The organism is Listeria immobilis (assembly GCF_014322765.1).
GTDB lineage: Bacteria > Bacillota > Bacilli > Lactobacillales > Listeriaceae > Listeria > Listeria immobilis.
Genome location: NZ_JAASTZ010000001.1, coordinates 117799 through 137115, shown reverse-complemented (window position 1 = coordinate 137115; position 19317 = coordinate 117799). Strand labels below are relative to the sequence as shown.

At 36.1% G+C, this 19317-nt stretch carries 19 protein-coding genes; 1 reads left to right on the top strand and 18 read right to left on the bottom strand.

Annotated features, from left to right (window positions below; translation table 11 throughout):
- Positions 1-112: 112 nt before the first annotated feature.
- From cshA to HCJ50_RS00585, 8 genes are all read right to left on the bottom strand, one after another.
- Positions 113-1657 carry a degradosome RNA helicase CshA gene (gene cshA, locus HCJ50_RS00620; RefSeq protein ID WP_185348500.1) on the bottom strand — a complete coding sequence of 515 codons (1545 nt, stop codon included), beginning with the start codon at positions 1655-1657 and terminating at the stop codon, positions 113-115.
- A 460-nt stretch (positions 1658-2117) separates the two neighbouring features.
- Entirely contained in the window at positions 2118-3791 is a 1674-nt protein-coding gene (locus HCJ50_RS00615; protein ID WP_185348502.1) for a phospho-sugar mutase, read from the bottom strand.
- Positions 3788-4855, bottom strand: a complete 1068-nt coding sequence (locus HCJ50_RS00610; protein WP_185348504.1) for a BtaManbiosPhlase — start codon at positions 4853-4855, stop codon at positions 3788-3790. Before HCJ50_RS00610 ends, HCJ50_RS00615 begins: the two co-directional genes overlap by 4 nt.
- Before the next feature lie 21 nt (positions 4856-4876).
- A complete protein-coding gene (locus HCJ50_RS00605) occupies positions 4877-5791 on the bottom strand; it encodes a DUF1861 family protein (protein ID WP_185348506.1) in 915 nt (304 codons plus the stop codon).
- A 1-nt stretch (position 5792) separates the two neighbouring features.
- Complete coding sequence (locus HCJ50_RS00600) at positions 5793-7325, bottom strand: alpha-glucosidase (RefSeq protein ID WP_185348508.1); 1533 nt, start codon at positions 7323-7325, stop codon at positions 5793-5795.
- A gap of 15 nt (positions 7326-7340) precedes the next feature.
- Positions 7341-8174, bottom strand: a complete 834-nt coding sequence (locus HCJ50_RS00595; RefSeq protein WP_185348510.1) for a carbohydrate ABC transporter permease — start codon at positions 8172-8174, stop codon at positions 7341-7343.
- Entirely contained in the window at positions 8161-9039 is an 879-nt protein-coding gene (locus HCJ50_RS00590; protein ID WP_185348512.1) for a carbohydrate ABC transporter permease, read from the bottom strand. Before HCJ50_RS00590 ends, HCJ50_RS00595 begins: the two co-directional genes overlap by 14 nt.
- A complete protein-coding gene (locus HCJ50_RS00585) occupies positions 9036-10358 on the bottom strand; it encodes an ABC transporter substrate-binding protein (RefSeq protein WP_185348514.1) in 1323 nt (440 codons plus the stop codon). The genes HCJ50_RS00590 and HCJ50_RS00585 overlap by 4 nt, the downstream gene beginning before the upstream one ends.
- Positions 10359-10605: 247 nt before the next feature.
- On the opposite strand from HCJ50_RS00585, the gene HCJ50_RS00580 reads away from it, so the two are divergent.
- Positions 10606-11625 (top strand): substrate-binding domain-containing protein, encoded by a 1020-nt coding sequence (locus HCJ50_RS00580; RefSeq protein ID WP_185348516.1) that lies wholly within the window; start codon positions 10606-10608, stop codon positions 11623-11625.
- 14 nt (positions 11626-11639) lie between these two features.
- On the opposite strand, the gene HCJ50_RS00575 is transcribed toward HCJ50_RS00580, so the two are convergent.
- The 10 genes from HCJ50_RS00575 to HCJ50_RS15965 form a co-directional block, all read right to left on the bottom strand.
- The gene (locus HCJ50_RS00575) at positions 11640-12353 is read right to left on the bottom strand and encodes an alpha/beta hydrolase (RefSeq protein WP_185348518.1); all 714 of its coding nucleotides are present in this window, start codon (positions 12351-12353) and stop codon (positions 11640-11642) included.
- Between the two features lie 67 nt (positions 12354-12420).
- Positions 12421-13794 carry a UDP-N-acetylmuramoyl-tripeptide--D-alanyl-D-alanine ligase gene (locus tag HCJ50_RS00570; protein WP_185348519.1) on the bottom strand — a complete coding sequence of 458 codons (1374 nt, stop codon included), beginning with the start codon at positions 13792-13794 and terminating at the stop codon, positions 12421-12423.
- A gap of 62 nt (positions 13795-13856) precedes the next feature.
- Entirely contained in the window at positions 13857-14969 is a 1113-nt protein-coding gene (locus HCJ50_RS00565; RefSeq protein ID WP_185348520.1) for a D-alanine--D-alanine ligase, read from the bottom strand.
- Between the two features lie 149 nt (positions 14970-15118).
- Complete coding sequence (locus tag HCJ50_RS00560; RefSeq protein ID WP_185348521.1) at positions 15119-15439, bottom strand: DMT family transporter; 321 nt, start codon at positions 15437-15439, stop codon at positions 15119-15121.
- Between the two features lie 2 nt (positions 15440-15441).
- The gene (locus tag HCJ50_RS00555) at positions 15442-15783 is read right to left on the bottom strand and encodes a DMT family transporter (protein WP_185348522.1); all 342 of its coding nucleotides are present in this window, start codon (positions 15781-15783) and stop codon (positions 15442-15444) included.
- 16 nt (positions 15784-15799) lie between these two features.
- A complete protein-coding gene (locus tag HCJ50_RS00550; protein WP_185348523.1) occupies positions 15800-16354 on the bottom strand; it encodes a TetR/AcrR family transcriptional regulator in 555 nt (184 codons plus the stop codon).
- 79 nt (positions 16355-16433) lie between these two features.
- On the bottom strand, positions 16434-17192 hold the full coding sequence (locus tag HCJ50_RS00545) for a hypothetical protein (protein WP_185395441.1): 759 nt from the start codon (positions 17190-17192) through the stop codon (positions 16434-16436).
- A 226-nt stretch (positions 17193-17418) separates the two neighbouring features.
- Entirely contained in the window at positions 17419-17565 is a 147-nt protein-coding gene (locus tag HCJ50_RS00540; RefSeq protein ID WP_185346944.1) for an Lmo0850 family protein, read from the bottom strand.
- A 210-nt stretch (positions 17566-17775) separates the two neighbouring features.
- Positions 17776-17916, bottom strand: coding sequence for an LPXTG cell wall anchor domain-containing protein (locus tag HCJ50_RS16055; protein WP_232002135.1), 141 nt, complete (start codon positions 17914-17916; stop codon positions 17776-17778).
- Entirely contained in the window at positions 17913-19274 is a 1362-nt protein-coding gene (locus HCJ50_RS15965; protein ID WP_311768991.1) for a MucBP domain-containing protein, read from the bottom strand. The genes HCJ50_RS16055 and HCJ50_RS15965 overlap by 4 nt, the downstream gene beginning before the upstream one ends.
- Positions 19275-19317 lie beyond the last annotated feature (43 nt).

Genomic DNA, 19317 nt, shown 5'->3' with positions numbered 1-19317 from the left:
ATAACGAAGAAAAATTTGTCTTACATTATTTGTGGATATTCCAAATAAGTCATATGGACGGCAATAATCAAAAAACCGGACTATCGAATAAATCGACAGCCCGGTTTTGATTTTATTTAGATTTTTGAGTGTAGTTGCCTTTGTTTCCGCCACCGCTACGTTGTTCGCCATTTCCACGACGATCACGATTGCCAGAGCCAGAACCACCGCCACTACGACGACCTTTACCGCTGTTGTTACGATCACGGTAGCTTCCGCCTTTACCGCTTCCACCGCGATAGCCGCCACCTTTGCCGCCTTTGCCATTTTTACCTTTGTAGCCACCGCCACCACGAGATGGTAATGGACGTTCTTCGGTAATATGAACTGGTGTTTTATCTGGTTCTTTCGCTAACATTTTAAGCATTGCTGCTGCGATGTCTGTTGCATCATATTTTTCTAATAATTCATTTGCAAACGTTTTATAATCAGCAAGATTTTCTTCCGTAATTGCTTCTTGAATTTTTTCTGTTGCTACTCGTAATTGACCTGCAAAAGCTTCATCCCAAGTAGGAGCTTGGAGTGGTTGCATACGTTTTTTCGTAGTTTCTTCTACGATACGCAGGTAACCCATTTCACGAGGTTGTACAAATGTAATTGCCATACCTTCTTTACCAGCACGACCAGTACGACCAATACGGTGAACATAGCTTTCTGGATCTTGAGGAATGTCATAGTTATATACGTGAGTTACGCCGGAAATATCAAGTCCACGTGCTGCTACATCTGTTGCAACTAGAACATCAATTTTTCCTTCTTTAAATTTACGTAATACACTCATACGTTTTGCTTGTGTTAAGTCGCCGTGGATTCCCTCAGCTACATAACCACGCATATCAAGCGCACGAGATAATTCATCTACACGACGTTTTGTACGGCCAAAAACAATTGCAAGTTCTGGTGCTTGTACGTCTAATAAACGAGATAATACGTCAAATTTTTCTTTTTCATGCACTTTTACGAAGAATTGCTCAATTAATAGTGCAGTCATTTCTTTTGCTTTAATGCGAATAAGTTCTGGGCTGTGCATGAAACGTTCACCAATACGGCGAATTGGATCAGGCATTGTTGCAGAAAATAGTAATGTTTGACGTTCTGCTGGTACTTCTTTTAAAATAGTTTCAATATCATCAATGAAGCCCATGTTTAGCATTTCGTCTGCTTCATCTAGTACAAGTGTTTCCACGTTGTCTAGTTTCAGTGTGCGACGGTTAATATGATCCAAAATACGTCCTGGCGTACCAACTACGATTTGCGGATTTTTCTTAAGTGAACGGATTTGACGGCTAATATCACTACCACCGTAAACCGCTAGCACACGTACATGTTTATCATAGCTAAGTTTATAAAGCTCTTCTGAAACTTGGATTGCCAGTTCCCGTGTTGGAGCGATAATTAAAGCTTGTACGCTATTACTTTTTTGATCAATTTTGTGGATCATTGGTAGACCAAAAGCGGCTGTTTTACCAGTACCTGTTTGTGCTTGTCCGATTAAGTCTTTACCTGCTAGTCCTAGTGGAATTGTTTTTTCTTGGATTGGCGTTGCTTCTTCAAACCCCATCCGATTTACTGATTTTACAATTTTTTCGTCCAGTCCGAACTCCGAAAATTTTGTCAATGTCATTTCTCCTTTACCTGTTTAAAGTTTGGTAGGAGAGCTACTTTTATAATTCATCACAATACGCTTATTACGATTGTTTGTCTGTTCATTTGCAGTTGTTTTTATGAAAACTGCTATCTTTCATTTTCATTTTTCTGCAATAGAAAAGCCTGGGCGCACCAAGCAAAATGATTCACGGCATCAGAAATTTTCTCTGCCACTATAGCAGTTCTAACGCATCAAATAAAAAAGCCCTCATTAATCACTAGGCTAAATAAAACCTAATAAACTTCCATCTATCATCATAACATACTAACTATTTCTTTTCAATGTTAAAAGCTTATCTTTGCCCTGTATTATCGAATAAAAAACTATTTTCTTTTTCAAATGTACGTTTATCGGTGAATTTTCGTTTTTTTGGCTGCTTTTTTGGTTGGAAATAGCCGGAAATCAAGTAAATATGATTTCCAGCTATTCATTAATTCCATAAAGCCAACACTGCTTTTTTTAAATTATTCATTGTTTCTAAAGCAAGTGCTTCTGTTTCCCCAATGCTTTGAAAATAAATCTTACATTTTGGTTCTGTTCCTGATGGACGAATTGCAAACCAGGAATTGTTTTTTAAATAGAATTTTAAAACATTTTCTTTTGGCAAATGAATCGGCGTTACTTCATTGTTTATAAGATTAACTCGTTTGCTTAATTGGAAATCTTCCACCTGACTTATTTCCGGAATAAACAATGGATGCTTACGTAACGTTTCCATTACTTGGTTCATTTTAGCTTGACCAGTATCGTTTTCCAGTGTAATTGTATGCAGTAATTCTTTATGATAGCCATATTTTTCATATAAACTTGTTAATTTTCTAAGTAATGTACTACCTTGTTTTTTATTATACAGTGCCATTTCTGCAACAAGTAACGCTGCTTGAATCGCATCTTTATCGCGAACAAATGGGGCAATTAAATAACCATAACTTTCTTCATAGCCAAAAATAAATGGTATGTCTTCCTGTTCCAACTCTGCTATTTTTTCGCCAATAAATTTAAAGCCTGTTAGCGTTTGGATGTGGCGGATGCCGTGACTAGATGCAATTTCCCCACCCAAATCACCAGTGACAATCGTATTAATCATAGTATCTTCTGATGTAATGTTCGGTTTTGCCGCTAAAATATAATCAAGAAGCAATGCCCCTAATTGATTTCCAGTTAAAATTTGGTAATCACCGCTTTTAGTTAAAACAGCCACTCCAAGCCGGTCAGCATCCGGATCTGTTGCTAGGATAATATCTGCTTTGCTGTTCTTTGCTAATTTTTTAGCAAGTTCAAAACTATTTGGTTCTTCTGGGTTTGGTGAAATTACAGTAGAAAAGTTTCCATCTGGCTCCCTTTGTTCTGGAACAATCGAAACATGGTCCAATCCATTTTCAATCAAACCCCGCATAACAAGTTCTCTCCCAGCACCATGAAGCGGTGTATAACAAATGTTTAATTCCTTGCCATGAGTCACTAATAAATCGCGACGAAAAACAACGGAGGTTAGGGCATTTAAATAAGAATCATCCATTTCTTTTCCAAATGATGTTACGAATAAATTGGGGAGTTCGCGAATCGGAATAGTAAACATATTTTTAATTTTTTTTAGAAATCCAGCTATTTCTTGTGCAGTGCCTAATGTTATTTGACAGCCATTTTTATCATAGACTTTAAACCCATTATAAATGGAGGGATTGTGGCTTGCGGTAATGACCACTCCTGCAAAAGCTTTTTTCTCACGCACACAAAATGATAATGCTGGTGTGGGGCGAATCGCATCCGAAAGATAAACACAAATATCCATAGCGGAAAGCACTTTTGCGGTTTCCATTGCAAAAAGTTGCGAATTATTTCTAGAGTCAAATGCGATTGCAACACCCATTTTCGCTCCTTTATTAACTACCACATATTCACCAAGAGCTCTTGCTACCCTTCTAATCGTATAAATATTTATTCGTTTGGAACCAATCCCCATCTTGCCACGCATACCACCAGTTCCAAACGATAAGTAACCATCAAATCGCTCCCATTCGGTTTCTACTTGCTTTAATTCGGCTTTCCATTCATCTGATAAATCCGCATTATGCCAATCTTTCAAATAGTTTTGCCAAGTCATTTATTTTCCACTTCTAACTGATGTAAAATATCACTTATTTTCAAATCACACCCTGCCATGGATGTATCAGCTACTCCATAATACATATGCAGTATATCGCCTTCTTGTATTGCGCCACAAGCAAACACAACATCTCCAAAAAAACCATTTTTTTCATATTCTGCTTCTGGTTCAAGAATTGGTGTTGCCGTTCGTTTTAGCACAATCGTTGGATCATCTAAATCAAGCAGTGCTGCTCCCATAACATAACGATTTTCTTCTGTTGCTCCGTGATATAAAATTAGCCAACCTTCTTCTGTTTTAATAGGTACACAGCCGCCACCAACACGACCACTATCATATTCTCCCGGTCGAATACCAAGTAAATGACGGTGATCGCCAAAACTACGTAAATCAGGCGATGAAGCAATCCAAATATCTAAATTACCAATACTTTTTAAACTTGGGCGATGAAGTGCATAATATTTCCCATTTATCTTTTCTGGAAAAATAAGCACATCTTTATTTTCAGGTGCAAAAATATTTCCTTGATATGTTAAATTTTCAAAGTCTTTTGTTGTAATAAGTGCATCTGCTACACCAAACTCAGATACTGCGCTGAAATTCACGTGATATGTATCACCTATTTGTGTCACACGCGCATCTTCAATTCCGAATGTTTGATATTCATTAAATGGATATAAAAATGGTTTTTCATCTAATGTAAAATGATGCCCATCTTTACTACGTGCAATTCGAATATAAGAAAGCGAAGTCAAATAAGAAAAGCCATCTAATTTTGCTTTATGACGAATCATTCGCGGATCTTCAAAGTCATAATTTTCATCGTCTAAACGAAATGATTCCAACTCTAATTTTTGTTCTTTTACATTATAAACAGGTGCAAGTACTACTTCTGGATCTTCACTAACTGGTTTTTCGGCAACACGAAGCAGTAAAAGCACTTCGTCGTTGTATTTAGCAACTCCTCCATTAAACGCGCCGATTACTTCAAATCCTTTATGAATAGGCTTTACGTCTAGTGGTGTAATTAATGGGTTTTCTTCATAACGATAAATATTCATTTGTCTACAAAACTCCTACTATTAGTTATTTTTAAATGGATCTGGAATGATGATTTTTTGTGCATCTGCATCGCCTATCCCTGCATAAAGTTCTGCATAACCATCTGATTTTCTAATTAAGCCTCCACTAAACACAACGTCCGCTAAATCAGGTCTTTTCGGCTCACTTGGTGCAAAATCCGCTCGTTCCGCAATAATTTTTTCTTGTTCGATTTCTGTAAAGTCTTCATTTAATTGAAAGCTAAGGGAATAATAATGACGATCACCCGCCTCATCAAAACAGGCAATATGTCCAAGAACGCCCACTTTACCATTTTCAAGTAAATGAATCTCGTTCCCGCCACCCCATTCTTCTCCAGCAAAATTCCGTCTTAAAAGAGGTGCTGTGGCAATTTTTTCATTGGTTAATTCAGACAGATTGTTAATGACTGTTGCGCCAATTTTCCCACGTCCACCTTTATCGCCTTGTGGTCTAGTTAAAACCAGAATTCGCCGATCAGCTAGTTCTTTGATTCGTAAATCTTTCATACCAACCGGACCAGAAAGAATTTTTTCAACTTTATTTAGTGACTCTACCCGGTACAAATTGGTTCGCCAGTCTAATTTGGTTGAATCTGTTTCTTTTGGAAATACTTCGACGCCTCCTAGTATTAATTCTCCCTGTACAAAAGTAATAAATGGATCTTGTAACGCTAAAACAGCTGTATTTTCTACTAGTCGAAAATGATTATCTACTGTTTTTTCAAAAAAACGGATTTCTGCTAATTCACTATCACGTCGCTCTACTCGACCTGCGATATATACTTTCCCTAACCAATTAAATGGCGCTGTAATGTTGTAAACGTCTTTATCTAATACGCCCTCCAACGAAAGTGATATACCACCTGATACATTTTGTTCACGATATTCTTTTAATAATGTTTGAATTTGTTTCATTTTAACCCTCCACTCTAAGCGCAATTCCAGCATATGGTCCCATCTTAATTTTTGTTTCAGAAATATTTGCTTCACCAAAAACAAGGGTTGCTTTTTCTTCCAGTGAAAAGTCCACAAAACCCTCTCCAAAATGAAGTAAAAACAGAAATTCACCACGCCTATAACTTAGTAACTCACCAGCTAATTTTAAAGATGTATATTCCTCTTTTTTAAAGTCCGTTGTTTTTCGAAAAGCCAATAATGCTTGATAAAATGTCCACATTGATCTAGCTTCCTTCTCCGGTAAGCTCGCTGATTTAATCCAAGGTTCACCATCCGAAAATGCTTTCTTATCAGGAAATACCATCGGCCCTCGTGCTTTATCTCGTGTTTTTTGAATGGCGATTTCTAAGGCACATTCTGGGTTCAAATCCCCCTCCAGCGCTTGATAATATGCAGAAATCCCTTGAATATCACGCATCTCTTCCACTGATGTAAAAGTAAGGTCTGGCATTCCCATTTCTTCACCATAATAAATGAACGGTACACCTTTTGCTGTTAACATTAAGAAGGCCAAAAGTTTCGTTTTTAATAAATCCCCATCAGCAAGTCGTGTTGTAAATCTACTCATATCATGACTTCCGAAAAAAAGAGTTGGCCATTGTCCGTCTGATAACGCCATTTCCATTGCATTTAATGTAGAAAAGATCGATGCAGCATCCACTTTTTCCACACTACCAAAATTAAAATTAAAAGTAACGTCTAACATTTTTTTCGAACTATAGCTAGCGATTTCAGTTAAATCATCCGAGCTAATTTCCCCTACTAGAAAAGCATCTTGGTCTTTTTTACAAAACCTAGAAATTTGTTCTAAAACATCTTTTAATCCTGATTGATTGCGGTCATATAGATGTTTCATTTCACCATTTTCTACCGGGTTATCAGGAAATTCCAAAACCAAAGTCAAATTATTAATAACATCCAATCTAAATCCAGCGACTCCTTCATTTAGCCAAAAAGCTAACACATTTTCCATTTCTTTTTGAACTAACGGATTGGCCCAATTTAAATCTGCCTGCTCTTTCGCAAAACTATGATAATAATATTCCTTTGTTTCTTCGTCAAATTCCCAAGCTGTTCCTCCAAAAAAAGATTCCCAATTATTCGGCTTCTCACGCCAAATATAATAATCCCGCTTAGAATTAGTTTTACTACGACGTGATTCTCGAAACCAAGCATGTTCGGTGGAGGAATGATTTAAAACTAAATCAATAATGACTTTAATATCGCGTTTAGCAGCTTCCCTCATAAACTCACGAAAATCGGCCATATTACCATAATCAGGATTAATTTCGCAGTAATCCGAAACATCGTAGCCATTATCAACTTGCGGCGAAGGATAAAACGGTGTTAACCATATACCGTCTATCCCCAATTCCGCTAAATAATCAAGCCGATTTGTCAGTCCTTTAAAGTCACCTAAGCCATCACCATTACTATCCTGAAAAGATTTCATATAAATTTCATAAAAAACGCTGCCTCGCCAAAACTCCAAGCCAAGTCACTCCTTCTATTTCAAAGTAAATTGCATTCCTTCTTGGAATTTCTTCGAGAAGAATAGGAAAAGAATAATCAAAGGAAGCGTTAGTAGTACAGAAGCCGCATACATTGGACCTGGATAAGTAGCATATGGTCCGAACATTTGTGAAATCAATACATTTAATGTCACTGTGCTATCGCTTTTCGTTACTAACATATCCCAAAGTAAATTGGTCCATCTGTCCGTAAACAAGAACAAAAAGATAACGGTTGTAATTGATTTTGACATTGGTAAAACGACACGAAATAAAATCTTTAAATCACTCGCCCCATCCAGTTTTGCTGCTTCAATTAATGTATCTGGAATAGCTTTAAAAAAGTTAGTATACATAAATACTGCCCATAAACTAAGCATTGTCGGAATAATCATCCCGGCATACGTATCTAACAGCCCCATGTCCGTAATCATTAAGAACTGCGGAATAAGCAAAATAATTGCTGGAAAAAACATCTGAAATAAAATGGCATTATTAACTAGTTTTTTTCCTTTAAAATCTACTTTTGCCAGTGCATAACCAACCATTAATCCAAATAACAACATAAGCCCAGTGGCAATTGTTGATACGATAATTGTATTGATAAACGCATGAATCCATGGTGCTGGGGCTGCTACAACTGAATTACCAAATAACCAATCCCATGAACGCATTGTAAATTCAGTGGGAATTAGTTTTTTGTCCACTTGATCCCAAGCTGCAAATGAGTTCAACACAAGATAAATAAATGGATAAATCATGACTAACATTAGTAAAGTTGTTAAGATATAACGAACAATTTTACCTGCTTTACTATTATGTCCAACCATTTCGTTGACCCCATTTCTCAAGCATTTTCTTAATAACACCAATCGATGCAAATGTTACAGTTGCAGCTATAAGTGAAATAGCCGATGCATAACCTGAATTTAAATTAACAAATGCTTGGTTAAAAATTTCCATTTGCCATGTATTGGTAGCAAAGTTTGGCCCACCACCAGTTAATTGATACACCTCAGTGAAAATACCAAAACTAACACCTACCGCAAGTACAATGACAGTAAATAAAGCAGGATAAAGCATTGGTACAGTAACTTTCCAAAAAGTTCTAAATCGACCAGAACCATCCATTGCTGCCGCCTCATAAATTTCATGGTTTATACTCGCTAGCCCAGAAATTAAAATAAGTGCATAATACCCAGACATTTTCCAAGCAATCATAAGTGAAATAATCACTAGCGCAGACATTGGCGTTCCCAACCAATCAATATCCCAGCCAAATTGATTACGCAAAAAGACATTTAATGCACTATTATATGAAAGTAGTCCTTGTACAATTAAAGAAGTTACAACACCCGACGATAAATACGGCAGAAAGAAAGCAACTAAATAAAGCCCTTTGAATTTCGGAAGCCCATTAACTAAAACAGCGACTACCATTGAAATAATCAAAGCCATTGGTACAAAAACAATTAAAAACTTATATGTCACAAAAAAGGCTGCTTGAACTGCTGGGCTTGTAAATGCTTTGATAAAATTATCCAAACCAACAAAATTGATTTCCGGACTCATCATGTTCCAATCCGTCACGGATAACCAAATCGACCAAACTAAAGGTACTAAGAAAAATATCGCTGTGAATATGAGATACGGGCTGGTAAATGACCAGCCCAATTTGTTATTTCGCCGCTTCATTCTTGAAGCACCCCGTCCTCAGCTTTCTTCATATCTGACCAAGCTTTTGCTGGTTTTTTCTCGCCACGAACAATTGGGTTCCATGCTTGTTCACCAATTATTTGTTGAATATCATTATATTTCGCATCATCCATCGCTGGAATGCTATATGGTACATTGGCTGCATAAACTTCTAATTCTGGATTCTCTTTAAAGAATGCTGTAAATGCATCATTTTTAGTCGCATCATCACGAGCTGGAATTAAATTGGTTGTTTCCAAGAATTTCAAATCATTTTCATCATCACTATATACAAATTTCAAGAAATCCATCGCTGCTTCTTTTTCTTTATCTGTTGCTTGTGCATACATGACAACGCCTTTAGAATCAGCGTATGTAGAAATGTTTTCTTCATCAGCCATGTTATCTGGTACTAAAGGAGCGCTTATTGTGTAGTTCTCATTGTATTTCAACTCTGGGAATTTTTCGTCCCAATTTGGGAAAGTCCATGGGCCATTGTCTGCCATAATACTTGTACCTGTTTCAAATGGATCTGTTGCTTTACTAGAAAGAAGTAATTTGTTTTTTTGTAATTCTGACATAAAAGTAAGCAGTTCTGTTCCAGCTTTATCATCTGCAACTAATTTTCCATCTTCTACAAATGCATTCCCTTTAGATGCTGCATCATATAGTGGGAAGAAATCGAACCAACGCATCCAAGCGGTTGGATCGGATAAATCACCTTTTGCCCAAAGAACTTTATCTGGATATTTTGCTTTTAGTTTCTTACCAACCTCAAGCGCTTCACTATATGTTTTTGGTGCAGCATTATAACCAAGTTCTTTAAGGGTATCTAAACGCCAAACAAATAGTATTGGATTAGAATAAATTGGTAGCACATACTGGTTGCCATCAGAGAATTCCCAAGACTTCATTGTTTCTGTCATATTCCGTTCATCTACTACCTTATCTAGGCCTTTAACATCATTTAAAGGAACGATTGCCTTGCTATCAGCTAATTGCGCTGCGAAACTACGATTGATATTTTCAGACATTGTTGGTGCCGTTTTAGAGGCAATAGCTGATTGAATAGTTGCTTCAGAAGATGGACTTTCTTTCATTTGGCTAACTTCAATAGTTACATCTGGATTTTCTTTTTCGTAAGCTTTAGCCATTTCATCCCAATATTTTACTTGTGTTGGATTTGGAGCAGCCCAAAATGTTACTTTTGTTTTTCCACTATCATCACTACTTTTACCATCCGCACCGCCACAAGCTGTTAGCAAGGAACCAACAACTGCAATACTAAGAGCTGCATAAGCAATTTTTCTAATCTTCATATCAATAATCCTCCTAATTCCACTTTTTTGTAATTGTAAGCGCTTGATTACAATTACATTATCACATTACATTTTAGTAATGTCAATAATTACTTTTAACAATCCTTTCTACACAAACATTCAAACGACAAATAGAACACTACACAACAAAATTATTTATAACATTACTTTTTAATTATAAAATTTTTGCTATTTTGTGAATTAACTTCTATAATAGAATAAAATAGGAAACATGGAGGGGGAAAAAATGAAGAAAGTGACAATGCAAGATATTGCTGACAGGTTGAATATAACAAAAAATTCCGTGTCACAAGCTCTAGGAAATAAAAATGGTGTCAGCGAACAAACCAAATTAGCTGTTTTTAAAATGGCTGATGAACTTGGTTATAAATATAAAAAAGAAATAGCTAGAGAAGTCGTAAAAGAAAAATTCGCATTACTTGCAACCTCATTCGCGCTATCACAGCGAAGTTTTTTTGGAGAGATTATTGATAATATGAAACAAAGCATTATCGCCAGGCAAGGAGAGCTTGTTATCTTTACCGTAACAGACGAGGAAGCTAGCCTAAAACAACTTCCTGAACAATTGACCAATCAGAACTGGACTGGGATTTTCTTGCTGTCGCATATTAGCACAGACTATAGCAAACAAGTTATCGAGCTCGGGATGCCTGTGGTACTTATTGATCACCATGATCCTCATTTAAAAGCCGATGCTGTTATTAGCCAAAACAAAGATGGCGCCTTTACAGCAGTGGAGTATCTAATTCAAAACAACCATCAAAAAATTGGATTTTTAGGAGATATTACTTTTTCTCCAAGTTATGAAGAACGATTGGAAGGTTATAAAAAAGCACTAACGCACTATCAAATTCCGTTTAATAAAAAATATGCTATCACTCGTATTAAAGAAGAGCAGATGAGTCTCTATAAAACATTGGATGAACTGGATGAACTGCCAACAGCCTGGTTTTGTGTCAACTCAGGGCTAGGATTTATTTTAAATACTTATTTACAATCAAAAGGCTATACCATTCCGAAAGACTTATCGATTATTTGTTTTGACAATACGGAGTTTACTGTACTAAGCAAGCCACCACTCACAACTATGTGCACTAATTTAGCATTTATGGGTGAAAAAGCAGTAGAATTAATGTATAACCGTATAAGAAAACCAGAAGAAGGCTATGTTCATCTGGCTCTGGCGACGAATTTAATTGTACGAGACTCTGTTAATACAAATAAAAAAACGATTCAGCAACGATAAGCTGAATCGTTTTATTAATTTGTTTTTAATACGGCAAAGTCTTTTTGTAAAAATCTCCATACAGCTTCAAAAAGTTGCTCCGCTTGCTTATCCTGACAAATAACGTGATCTGCCCCTTCCAAAATGAAAAGTTCTTTTGGTCCTGGAATGCTTTCCATTAAGAAGTTAACACTTTTTTCGGCAGGAACAACCGAATCATTACTACCTTGCGCAATAAAAGTTGGAATTTCAATATGTTCAAAAACAGGTTTTGCTAAAGCTACCATTTTTTGAAATTGAAGCGCGGAAGCCCACGGAGTCTCTGTCATTTTCTTTTGATAGCGTTTGAACATCGGACTATTTTTTAATGTGACTTCTTTTGCTTCTGCTAATACTTGTTTGGAATTCCCAATAATTTGCGGCCATTCCATCGCATTTACTGCAGTACTAAGTAACACTAGTTTTTTCACTTCCGGGTAGTGCCTCGCAAGCCATCCAGCAAGCAAACCACCCATTGAAAAACCAATAATATATACTTCTTCGTCTTCTTTTAAAAGTTGACTTAAAATACTGTCTACAAAAACAAGCCAATCTTTATATGTCACATTTTTTAAGTGGCGCAGGTGATCATGGCCTGGCAAAGTGGGCGTAAGTATATCCCAATCTGTGTGCTCCCGCAAATAATCAGCGAGTGGCTTCACCTCTTTTGGCGAACCTGTAAAACCATGAATACATAGACAAGCAACCATTATGCCTTTCCTCCTGTTCAAATTATTACCTGTGCATTGACCATATTGGTATGTCCAAATTTATTCGTCACTTAATAATAAGATTTTCTACTACATCTTTCAAGCCCATTCCATAAGAACCTTTGACCAGTATCCATTCATTTCCGCTTATATCATGAAGAAGTGCTGTTTCAAGCGATTCTTTCGTGTCAAAATGTTGAACTTTTTCCTGACCAATTTTTGTTTTTGCCACAGATTCAAAAGCTTTCATTGCATCTCCTAATAAAAATATCTTCTCAATCGTTCCGTTTTCAAGCACTTCCGCAGACTCTTGGTGCAGTTGCTCAGATAATTCACCTAATTCTAGCATATCCGCAAGAACTAAATACTTTGGCTTTCCTTTTGAATCCATATGCATAAATGTTTTTAAAACCGTTTTAAGTGCTGTTGGACTAGAATTATACGCATCGTTTAAAATTCTTGCGCCATTTTTTGCTGTTAACCATTCTAAGCGGCTTTTTGAGCGTTCCATATTCTTTAAAGCTGTTTGAATCTTCTTGCCTTCTATCCCAATTTCTCTTGCTGCGAGCATTGCTGCCATAGTATTAAATACGTTATGCTCCCCGATAATCGGAACAAATATCTCTAAATCAGGTTCCCAATTGGTTATAAATGCTGTTCCTTCTGTTTCCGCACGAATTTCTAACGGATAAATTTCAGCATCATTCGATTTACCGAAAGTTAACTGTCTAAAGTCACCTTCAATATGGCTTAATAGCAAGGTTTCTTCATATGGATAAATTAAAATTCCACTCGGATTAAGTCCAGCAGTTATTTCTAATTTGGCTTTTGCAATTTCTAAACGTGAACCTAGATATTCAATATGCGCTTCTCCAATATTGGTAATAATGGCAATATCTGGTTTGGCAATTTTGGATAATACTTCAATTTCATGACGGTGGTTCATACCCATTTCAAGCACAGCCACTTCTGTATCTTCTGGCATAGTTAAAATCGTATATGGCAATCCGATATGATTATTGAAATTCCCGCCAGTATAATGAACTTTATACGTAGTCTCTACCATCGCAGCCATAATATCTTTTGTCGTTGTTTTCCCGTTACTTCCAGTGATAGCAATAACTTTCGGCTTTACTTCTTGTATATACTTCATCGCTAACTCTTGAAGTGCAAGTAAAGTATCCTCCACTAAAATAACTGGAAAATCAGTCGGCGGATTAGGAATATCTTTCTGCCAAAAACTTGCGACAGCACCCATTTCTCGCGCTTGCCCTACAAACTCGTGCCCATCACGCAAATTACCTACGAAAGGGACAAATAAATCGCCTGGCTTTATTTGCCTTGTGTCAAAGCAAACACCAGTAATAACGACATCGCGAAATGCATCTGTATGAATAGAATTATCTAACATTGCTACTACTTCGCCTACTGTTTTTTTCAAATTCAATCGCTCGCTTCCATAAAAAAGCAGCTTCCTTAGATGAAAACTGCCTTCTGCTTATTTTAGTCTTCTAATTTATATTTAAGTGCATTTTTTGCTGCATGGCGTTCTTTTGCTAAATCTACTAATCGTTCAATTAACGCTGGATAAGGCAAGCCTGTTTCCTGCCATAGAAGTGGGTACATGCTATAAGGCGTAAAACCGGGCATTGTATTCACTTCATTTAAAAACAATTGGTTGTCGTCAGTTAAAAAGAAATCTGCTCGAACAAGTCCACTTGCATCTAGTCCTAAGAACGCTTGAATAGCATATTCTTTCATTTGTTCCAATATTTCAGGATCTACCTCAGTCGGAATAATTAATGTTGTATTGTTATCTTGATATTTCGCTTTATAGTCATAAAACTTCGCTACCGCACCTTCTGGCAATATCTCGCCCGGCACAGAACAAACCGGCGTATCATTTCCAAGAACACCCATTTCAATTTCGCGTGCAATGACACCCTGTTCTACAACAACACGACGATCATATAAAAATGCTTCAGTCATCGCTTCAGTTAATTCTTGTTTATTGGTCGCCTTGCTAATACCAACACTTGAACCAAGGTTTGCTGGTTTAACAAAAACTGGATATTCAAGTACTTCTTCCATTTCACTAACCATTTCATCTTTAAAGTTATTCCAATCAATCTGTCGAACAGCCACTGCGGGAACTTGAGGGATTGCCGCATCAGCAAAGATTTTTTTCATAACAATTTTATCCATTGCTGCGGATGAAGCAAGCACGCCATTCCCAACATAAGGAATATTTAAAACTTCAAATAGCCCTTGCACCGTACCATCTTCCCCGTTTGGTCCATGCAATAAAGGAAATACTACAGTTTCTTGACCATCTGCTTGTAAAACAGCTGGACTAATAAGTTTTCCCGCTGATTTTTCCGTTTCTGTTAAAGCTAATTCCATCTTATCTGCTACATCAAAACGCAATTGCTCTACAAAATCTAATTTTCCATCTAGAAGCGGGCCTTGTACCCATTCTCCTTCATTTGTAATATATATTGGTTGTGCTTCAAATTTGTTTAAATCCAGTGCATTAATTACAGAAAATGCTGTTTGTAAAGAAACCTCATGTTCTGCAGATTTTCCGCCGTATAGTAAAATTAACTTGGTTTTCATAATACCCCTCCGTCATTATTCGCTTTATCTATTTTACCATGTTTTAGCAAGATGAAAAGGCATAACTAAAAAATAGGTTGAAAAAATCTTCTTTTTTAAGTAAGACAAATGTTCTCTTACTCGAAAAAGGACTTTTTCAACCTACCTTATTAAACGCCAGATGTTAATTTTAAGCCAACGACACCAGTGATAATCATTGTAATAAATAATATTTTGCCAACACTTTTACGTTCCTTAAACACCAGCATTCCTAAAACAACACTTCCGACAGCGCCAATTCCTGTCCAAATAGCATAACCTGTCCCAATGGGAATTGTTTTAAGCGCTAATGATAATAGGAAGAAGCTGCCTGACATAAAGATAACCGTTAAAATGGCATAACCAATTCGTTTAAAACCTTCTGATAGCTTTAACATAACCACAAATACCATTTCACATAATCCTGCAATAAATAAGAATAACCAATCCATTTTTATCTACCATCCTTTTCCGGCTCGCTACCATCGACTAATTTTAAGCCAATAATTCCTACCAATAAAACAATGAGCGATACAATTTTCCAAAAAGAAACACCTTCTGAAAGAAACACCATTCCGACAATTGCGGTCCCAGCTGCTCCAATCCCTGTAAAAATAGCATATGCCGTACCAATTGGAATATGTCTCATCGCAATTGAAAACAACCAAAAACTAACTATTAAAAAGGCTACAGTTAAAAGACTCCACCCAAGCATAGTAAAACCGTGTGATTCTTTTAGTCCAAAAGCCCAAACTATCTCTGACAATCCTGCTAAAATCAAATAAAACCAAGCCAATGTTATTACCTCCAATTTATTTAAGCAAACCTTCGAGAACTTCCCAAGCGGATTCTCGGCGAAGCTCAAATTCCGTTTCATCATAAATCCCATGCTCTACACTAAGCCCATCTAGGAGTGCATAAAACACATGCATCCATCTCACTAAAGTAGCTTCTGTTGCAATTTGTTTTAATGTTTCTCTTAAAATATCGTTCGTTAATTGTTCGTAAGTCTTTGTCTCTTCTTTTAATTCTTTAAAAAGTGACTTTGGTGGATAAAAAACAGCTCGTTGAAAAAATTTCTTCTCATCTGGATTACTCGAAAAATCTGTTGCAACAAAAAATATTTTCCGAAGTTTCTCTACTCCAAACAATTCTTCATTTAGTGCCACTTGTTGAAGTTCTTTTAGCTCTGTTTGGATGCTATCTTGATATACTTCTAAAAAAAGTGCCTCTTTTGACGAAAAATGAGCATATAAAGATGGCGTCTTAATCCCTACTGCTTTTGCTATTTCGGAAAGAGCAGTACCATCATAGCCTTTCTCGGCAAAAAGGGCTAATGCGGTCTCTTTTACTAATTTTTTTGTCATTAGATCCCCTCCTAACTAACGTTCATTAGTTATATAATAGCAAATAAAAAACCAAACGTGAAGGAAAAAGTTTGATTTTTTATAATTCGATATAATTCCATTCATTTTGTTTTAAATCATATACTAGTTTTGCTACTTCTTTTTCGTAATGTATAATTGCACTGTTTTCAAGTTCTGTCATTTCTTCTTTTAATCCTATGCCAATTGGAACTTCAATTTGCGTGCGTGTTTTAATAATGTTTTCAAAAGCAATACAGGCACCATCACGGAAATATTCCGCCATTTTTTTCAATAATTCAACTGGTGGTTCTGCAATATATTTTTTCTTTCCAAACGATAAAAATGATTTTTCATTTACGAGTTCTGTTGTTTTTCGAGCTATAACAAAACTAAGTAACATATAAAAATGGTTTAAATTGCGATAATAGACTTTATTATAACGTCCATCCTCTTTCGTTAAGTAAACAAAATTATTTTGCAACTTATAGTAAAACGGAGACCGCAAATGACGCCCTGTATGTGCTAAATATAGCATTTCCGCTACTTCTTGAGGGGTTAATTGATTCAAAAGTTCTACATCTTCAAAATCAATCCAACAAAGCGGACTAAAATTTTCTTTGGATATATTTGCTAAATCATTTGGTTCCAAATAGTAAAAAGCTGTATGGGCATTATATGATGCATCTTCTATTTTGTGTTTAATTAGCAAAATATTTTCGGGCGGCTGGCCGACTCCATTTAAGAAATCGCAAAAAGAAATACCACTTGTTGCTACATTATTAATAACATGATCAATATGAACATAAAATGATTGTTGATTTATCGCTTCTTTTTTCATGTATTTGCCTCACTCTAATTCTATTTTCTATTAATAGGTAAAAGCCTTCCTAATCCATCATACAACATTTCTAGCTAAAAAGGATAACAGAAACATCAAAACTAAGTGACTAATTGATGACAAATAAAAAAAGTGAAGATAATTTATATGAAAATCAAGCCTCCTTGTGTCTTTTTGGATACATAGGACGATTTAAATACATATAAAAAAGCTTTCACTTTTCCTTTTACTGCAATCGAAGTGTCATGTTAGGAAGCGCTTTGCTACTAACAGATTGCCAAATATCTTTTCGTGATTTTGTTTTTTCGACTACAATGCCTTTTTCTTTAAGCTGACGGATTACTTGATTCAAATCTTTTTGATTACTATCCAAACTCATCACTCCATCTTCAAAAATTTGTTTTTCATTCTCTTTTTAGTTTTTCTCTCTATCTTTACTTTAACATATTCTCTTTCCTAAGAATACCCTATTTCTTCATAAACTAACCTATTTACACGATTTTTTTCAAGAAAGCGTTTGAAAACCGAATTTTATAGCTTGTTTCTTCATTAATATAAAGAAACAAGCTACATTTATTGTCATTTATTTTGCTTTAGGGCTCCTTTTCAGTAAAACAATTCCTGAAATTATAAGTAAAGTGCCCGCAAAAAGAAAAATTGGTGTATTGGATTTCGTATCACCTGTTTTTGGCAAGTTCGTATTTTTTGGCGTTTCAGCTTTCACGTGCACGCTGATTTCTGTTGATTTTGACGGATCTGTTGCCTTCGTTGGGTTTGTCGGATCCACTGGATTAACAGCTGCTTCTTTTTTGTATATATAAGTAACGGTTGTGCTTTCGTTTCAAATACACCAGTTACATTAGTAGGCGTCTTGGTTAATTTGTAGCCACTCACTTTTTTGGCAATTGTTTGATAAGGCTCGTCTACTTTTCCAGTTAAAGTTTCGCTTGCCGCAACTTTTGCTCCATTTTCATCCACATAGTTCACTGTGACAGGAGCAGCATCTGCAGCTGGTTCGTTCACGGTAATTGGTTGAATAATTCGACCATCAAAATGTAGCATTTCACTCGTGAAGTTCATAGAAACACCAGGCGCTAGGATATCTTTTTCGCCTGTTTTATAATCATATAATTTGTAATCAACAATGCAACCTTCTGTTATGTTCGACATGACAATTTTATCTCCCTCCAGCACCATACTCGGATTGGTTGGGAATGTGTAGTCAATTCCAGAATCATCAGGCTGAATTGGTTTATCAATTGTTAAACTATCGCCTGAAGTAACTTCCTTCTCTGATAAAACGATTAATTGGTCTGTTGCATAAGTACTTGTATAAATAGGGTGATTCTTCAGCGGTGATAAATCAGCAATATTATTAACATTTAAATTAAGATAATTTAGCTTACTTAACCCAGCAATTGCTGCGACGTTATTCATGTTGGAATTGGTAAGGCTGATATAAGTTAAATTTCCGAGCTGGCTTAAAAACGCATAACTAGGATCGGTGGAATAAACTAAATCAAAAGTTAACATAGTCAAATTAGGGTTATTGGCTACAAAAGAAAAATCAAATTTTGCTCTTGGTTCAGCTGTAAATACCTCATCATCAACCACATCCGGACCGTTTGCAGACCAATTAAAGCTCGTTAAATTTCGAAGTGGTTCTAGTCCAGAAGTGGTTTCAAAACTACTTGAATTAACGCTTAAAGTAGTAAGTGCACTCATTTGACCTATATAAGCTACATCAGTATCTGGGGCTGTGATTCCGACAATCTGAAGTGTCGAAACATTTTTTAAATATTGCAAACCATTTAATGTAGTATAGCTTTTGTTTGTTAAATTTAATATCCCTGTAGCATTATTTAAATCGGCTTCGGTTGGCTGATAATCGCTTGGTTTCTCAAGCAATGCGTTAATGTCTGCTCTTAAATTATCATCGGGGACTAAAGAAGTGGCATCACTGTCTCCTGCAAGCAATACTGGTTCCGTTGATTCTTCTTTATTTTCAGTAGAAGGAGCATCAACATTGGTTTCTTTCCCACTAGTATTTTGTTGTTCTGCCTTATCCGTTTCTTCTGCCAAACTACTAAAAGGTTCGATGCTGAGAATTAATACGCATGTAATT

Bases quoted from the DNA above. Each gene is read 5' to 3' on its own strand.
- HCJ50_RS00615 (WP_185348502.1), bottom strand. From the start codon at position 3,791: ATGACTTGGCAAAACTATTTGAAAGATTGGCATAATGCGGATTTATCA.
- HCJ50_RS00610 (WP_185348504.1), bottom strand. From the start codon at position 4,855: ATGAATATTTATCGTTATGAAGAAAACCCATTAATTACACCACTAGAC.
- HCJ50_RS00605 (WP_185348506.1), bottom strand. From the start codon at position 5,791: ATGAAACAAATTCAAACATTATTAAAAGAATATCGTGAACAAAATGTA.
- HCJ50_RS00595 (WP_185348510.1), bottom strand. From the start codon at position 8,174: ATGGTTGGACATAATAGTAAAGCAGGTAAAATTGTTCGTTATATCTTA.
- HCJ50_RS00590 (WP_185348512.1), bottom strand. From the start codon at position 9,039: ATGAAGCGGCGAAATAACAAATTGGGCTGGTCATTTACCAGCCCGTAT.
- HCJ50_RS00585 (WP_185348514.1), bottom strand. From the start codon at position 10,358: ATGAAGATTAGAAAAATTGCTTATGCAGCTCTTAGTATTGCAGTTGTT.
- HCJ50_RS00580 (WP_185348516.1), top strand. From the start codon at position 10,606: ATGAAGAAAGTGACAATGCAAGATATTGCTGACAGGTTGAATATAACA.
- HCJ50_RS00575 (WP_185348518.1), bottom strand. From the start codon at position 12,353: ATGGTTGCTTGTCTATGTATTCATGGTTTTACAGGTTCGCCAAAAGAG.
- HCJ50_RS00565 (WP_185348520.1), bottom strand. From the start codon at position 14,969: ATGAAAACCAAGTTAATTTTACTATACGGCGGAAAATCTGCAGAACAT.
- HCJ50_RS00560 (WP_185348521.1), bottom strand. From the start codon at position 15,439: ATGGATTGGTTATTCTTATTTATTGCAGGATTATGTGAAATGGTATTT.
- HCJ50_RS00550 (WP_185348523.1), bottom strand. From the start codon at position 16,354: ATGACAAAAAAATTAGTAAAAGAGACCGCATTAGCCCTTTTTGCCGAG.
- HCJ50_RS00545 (WP_185395441.1), bottom strand. From the start codon at position 17,192: ATGAAAAAAGAAGCGATAAATCAACAATCATTTTATGTTCATATTGAT.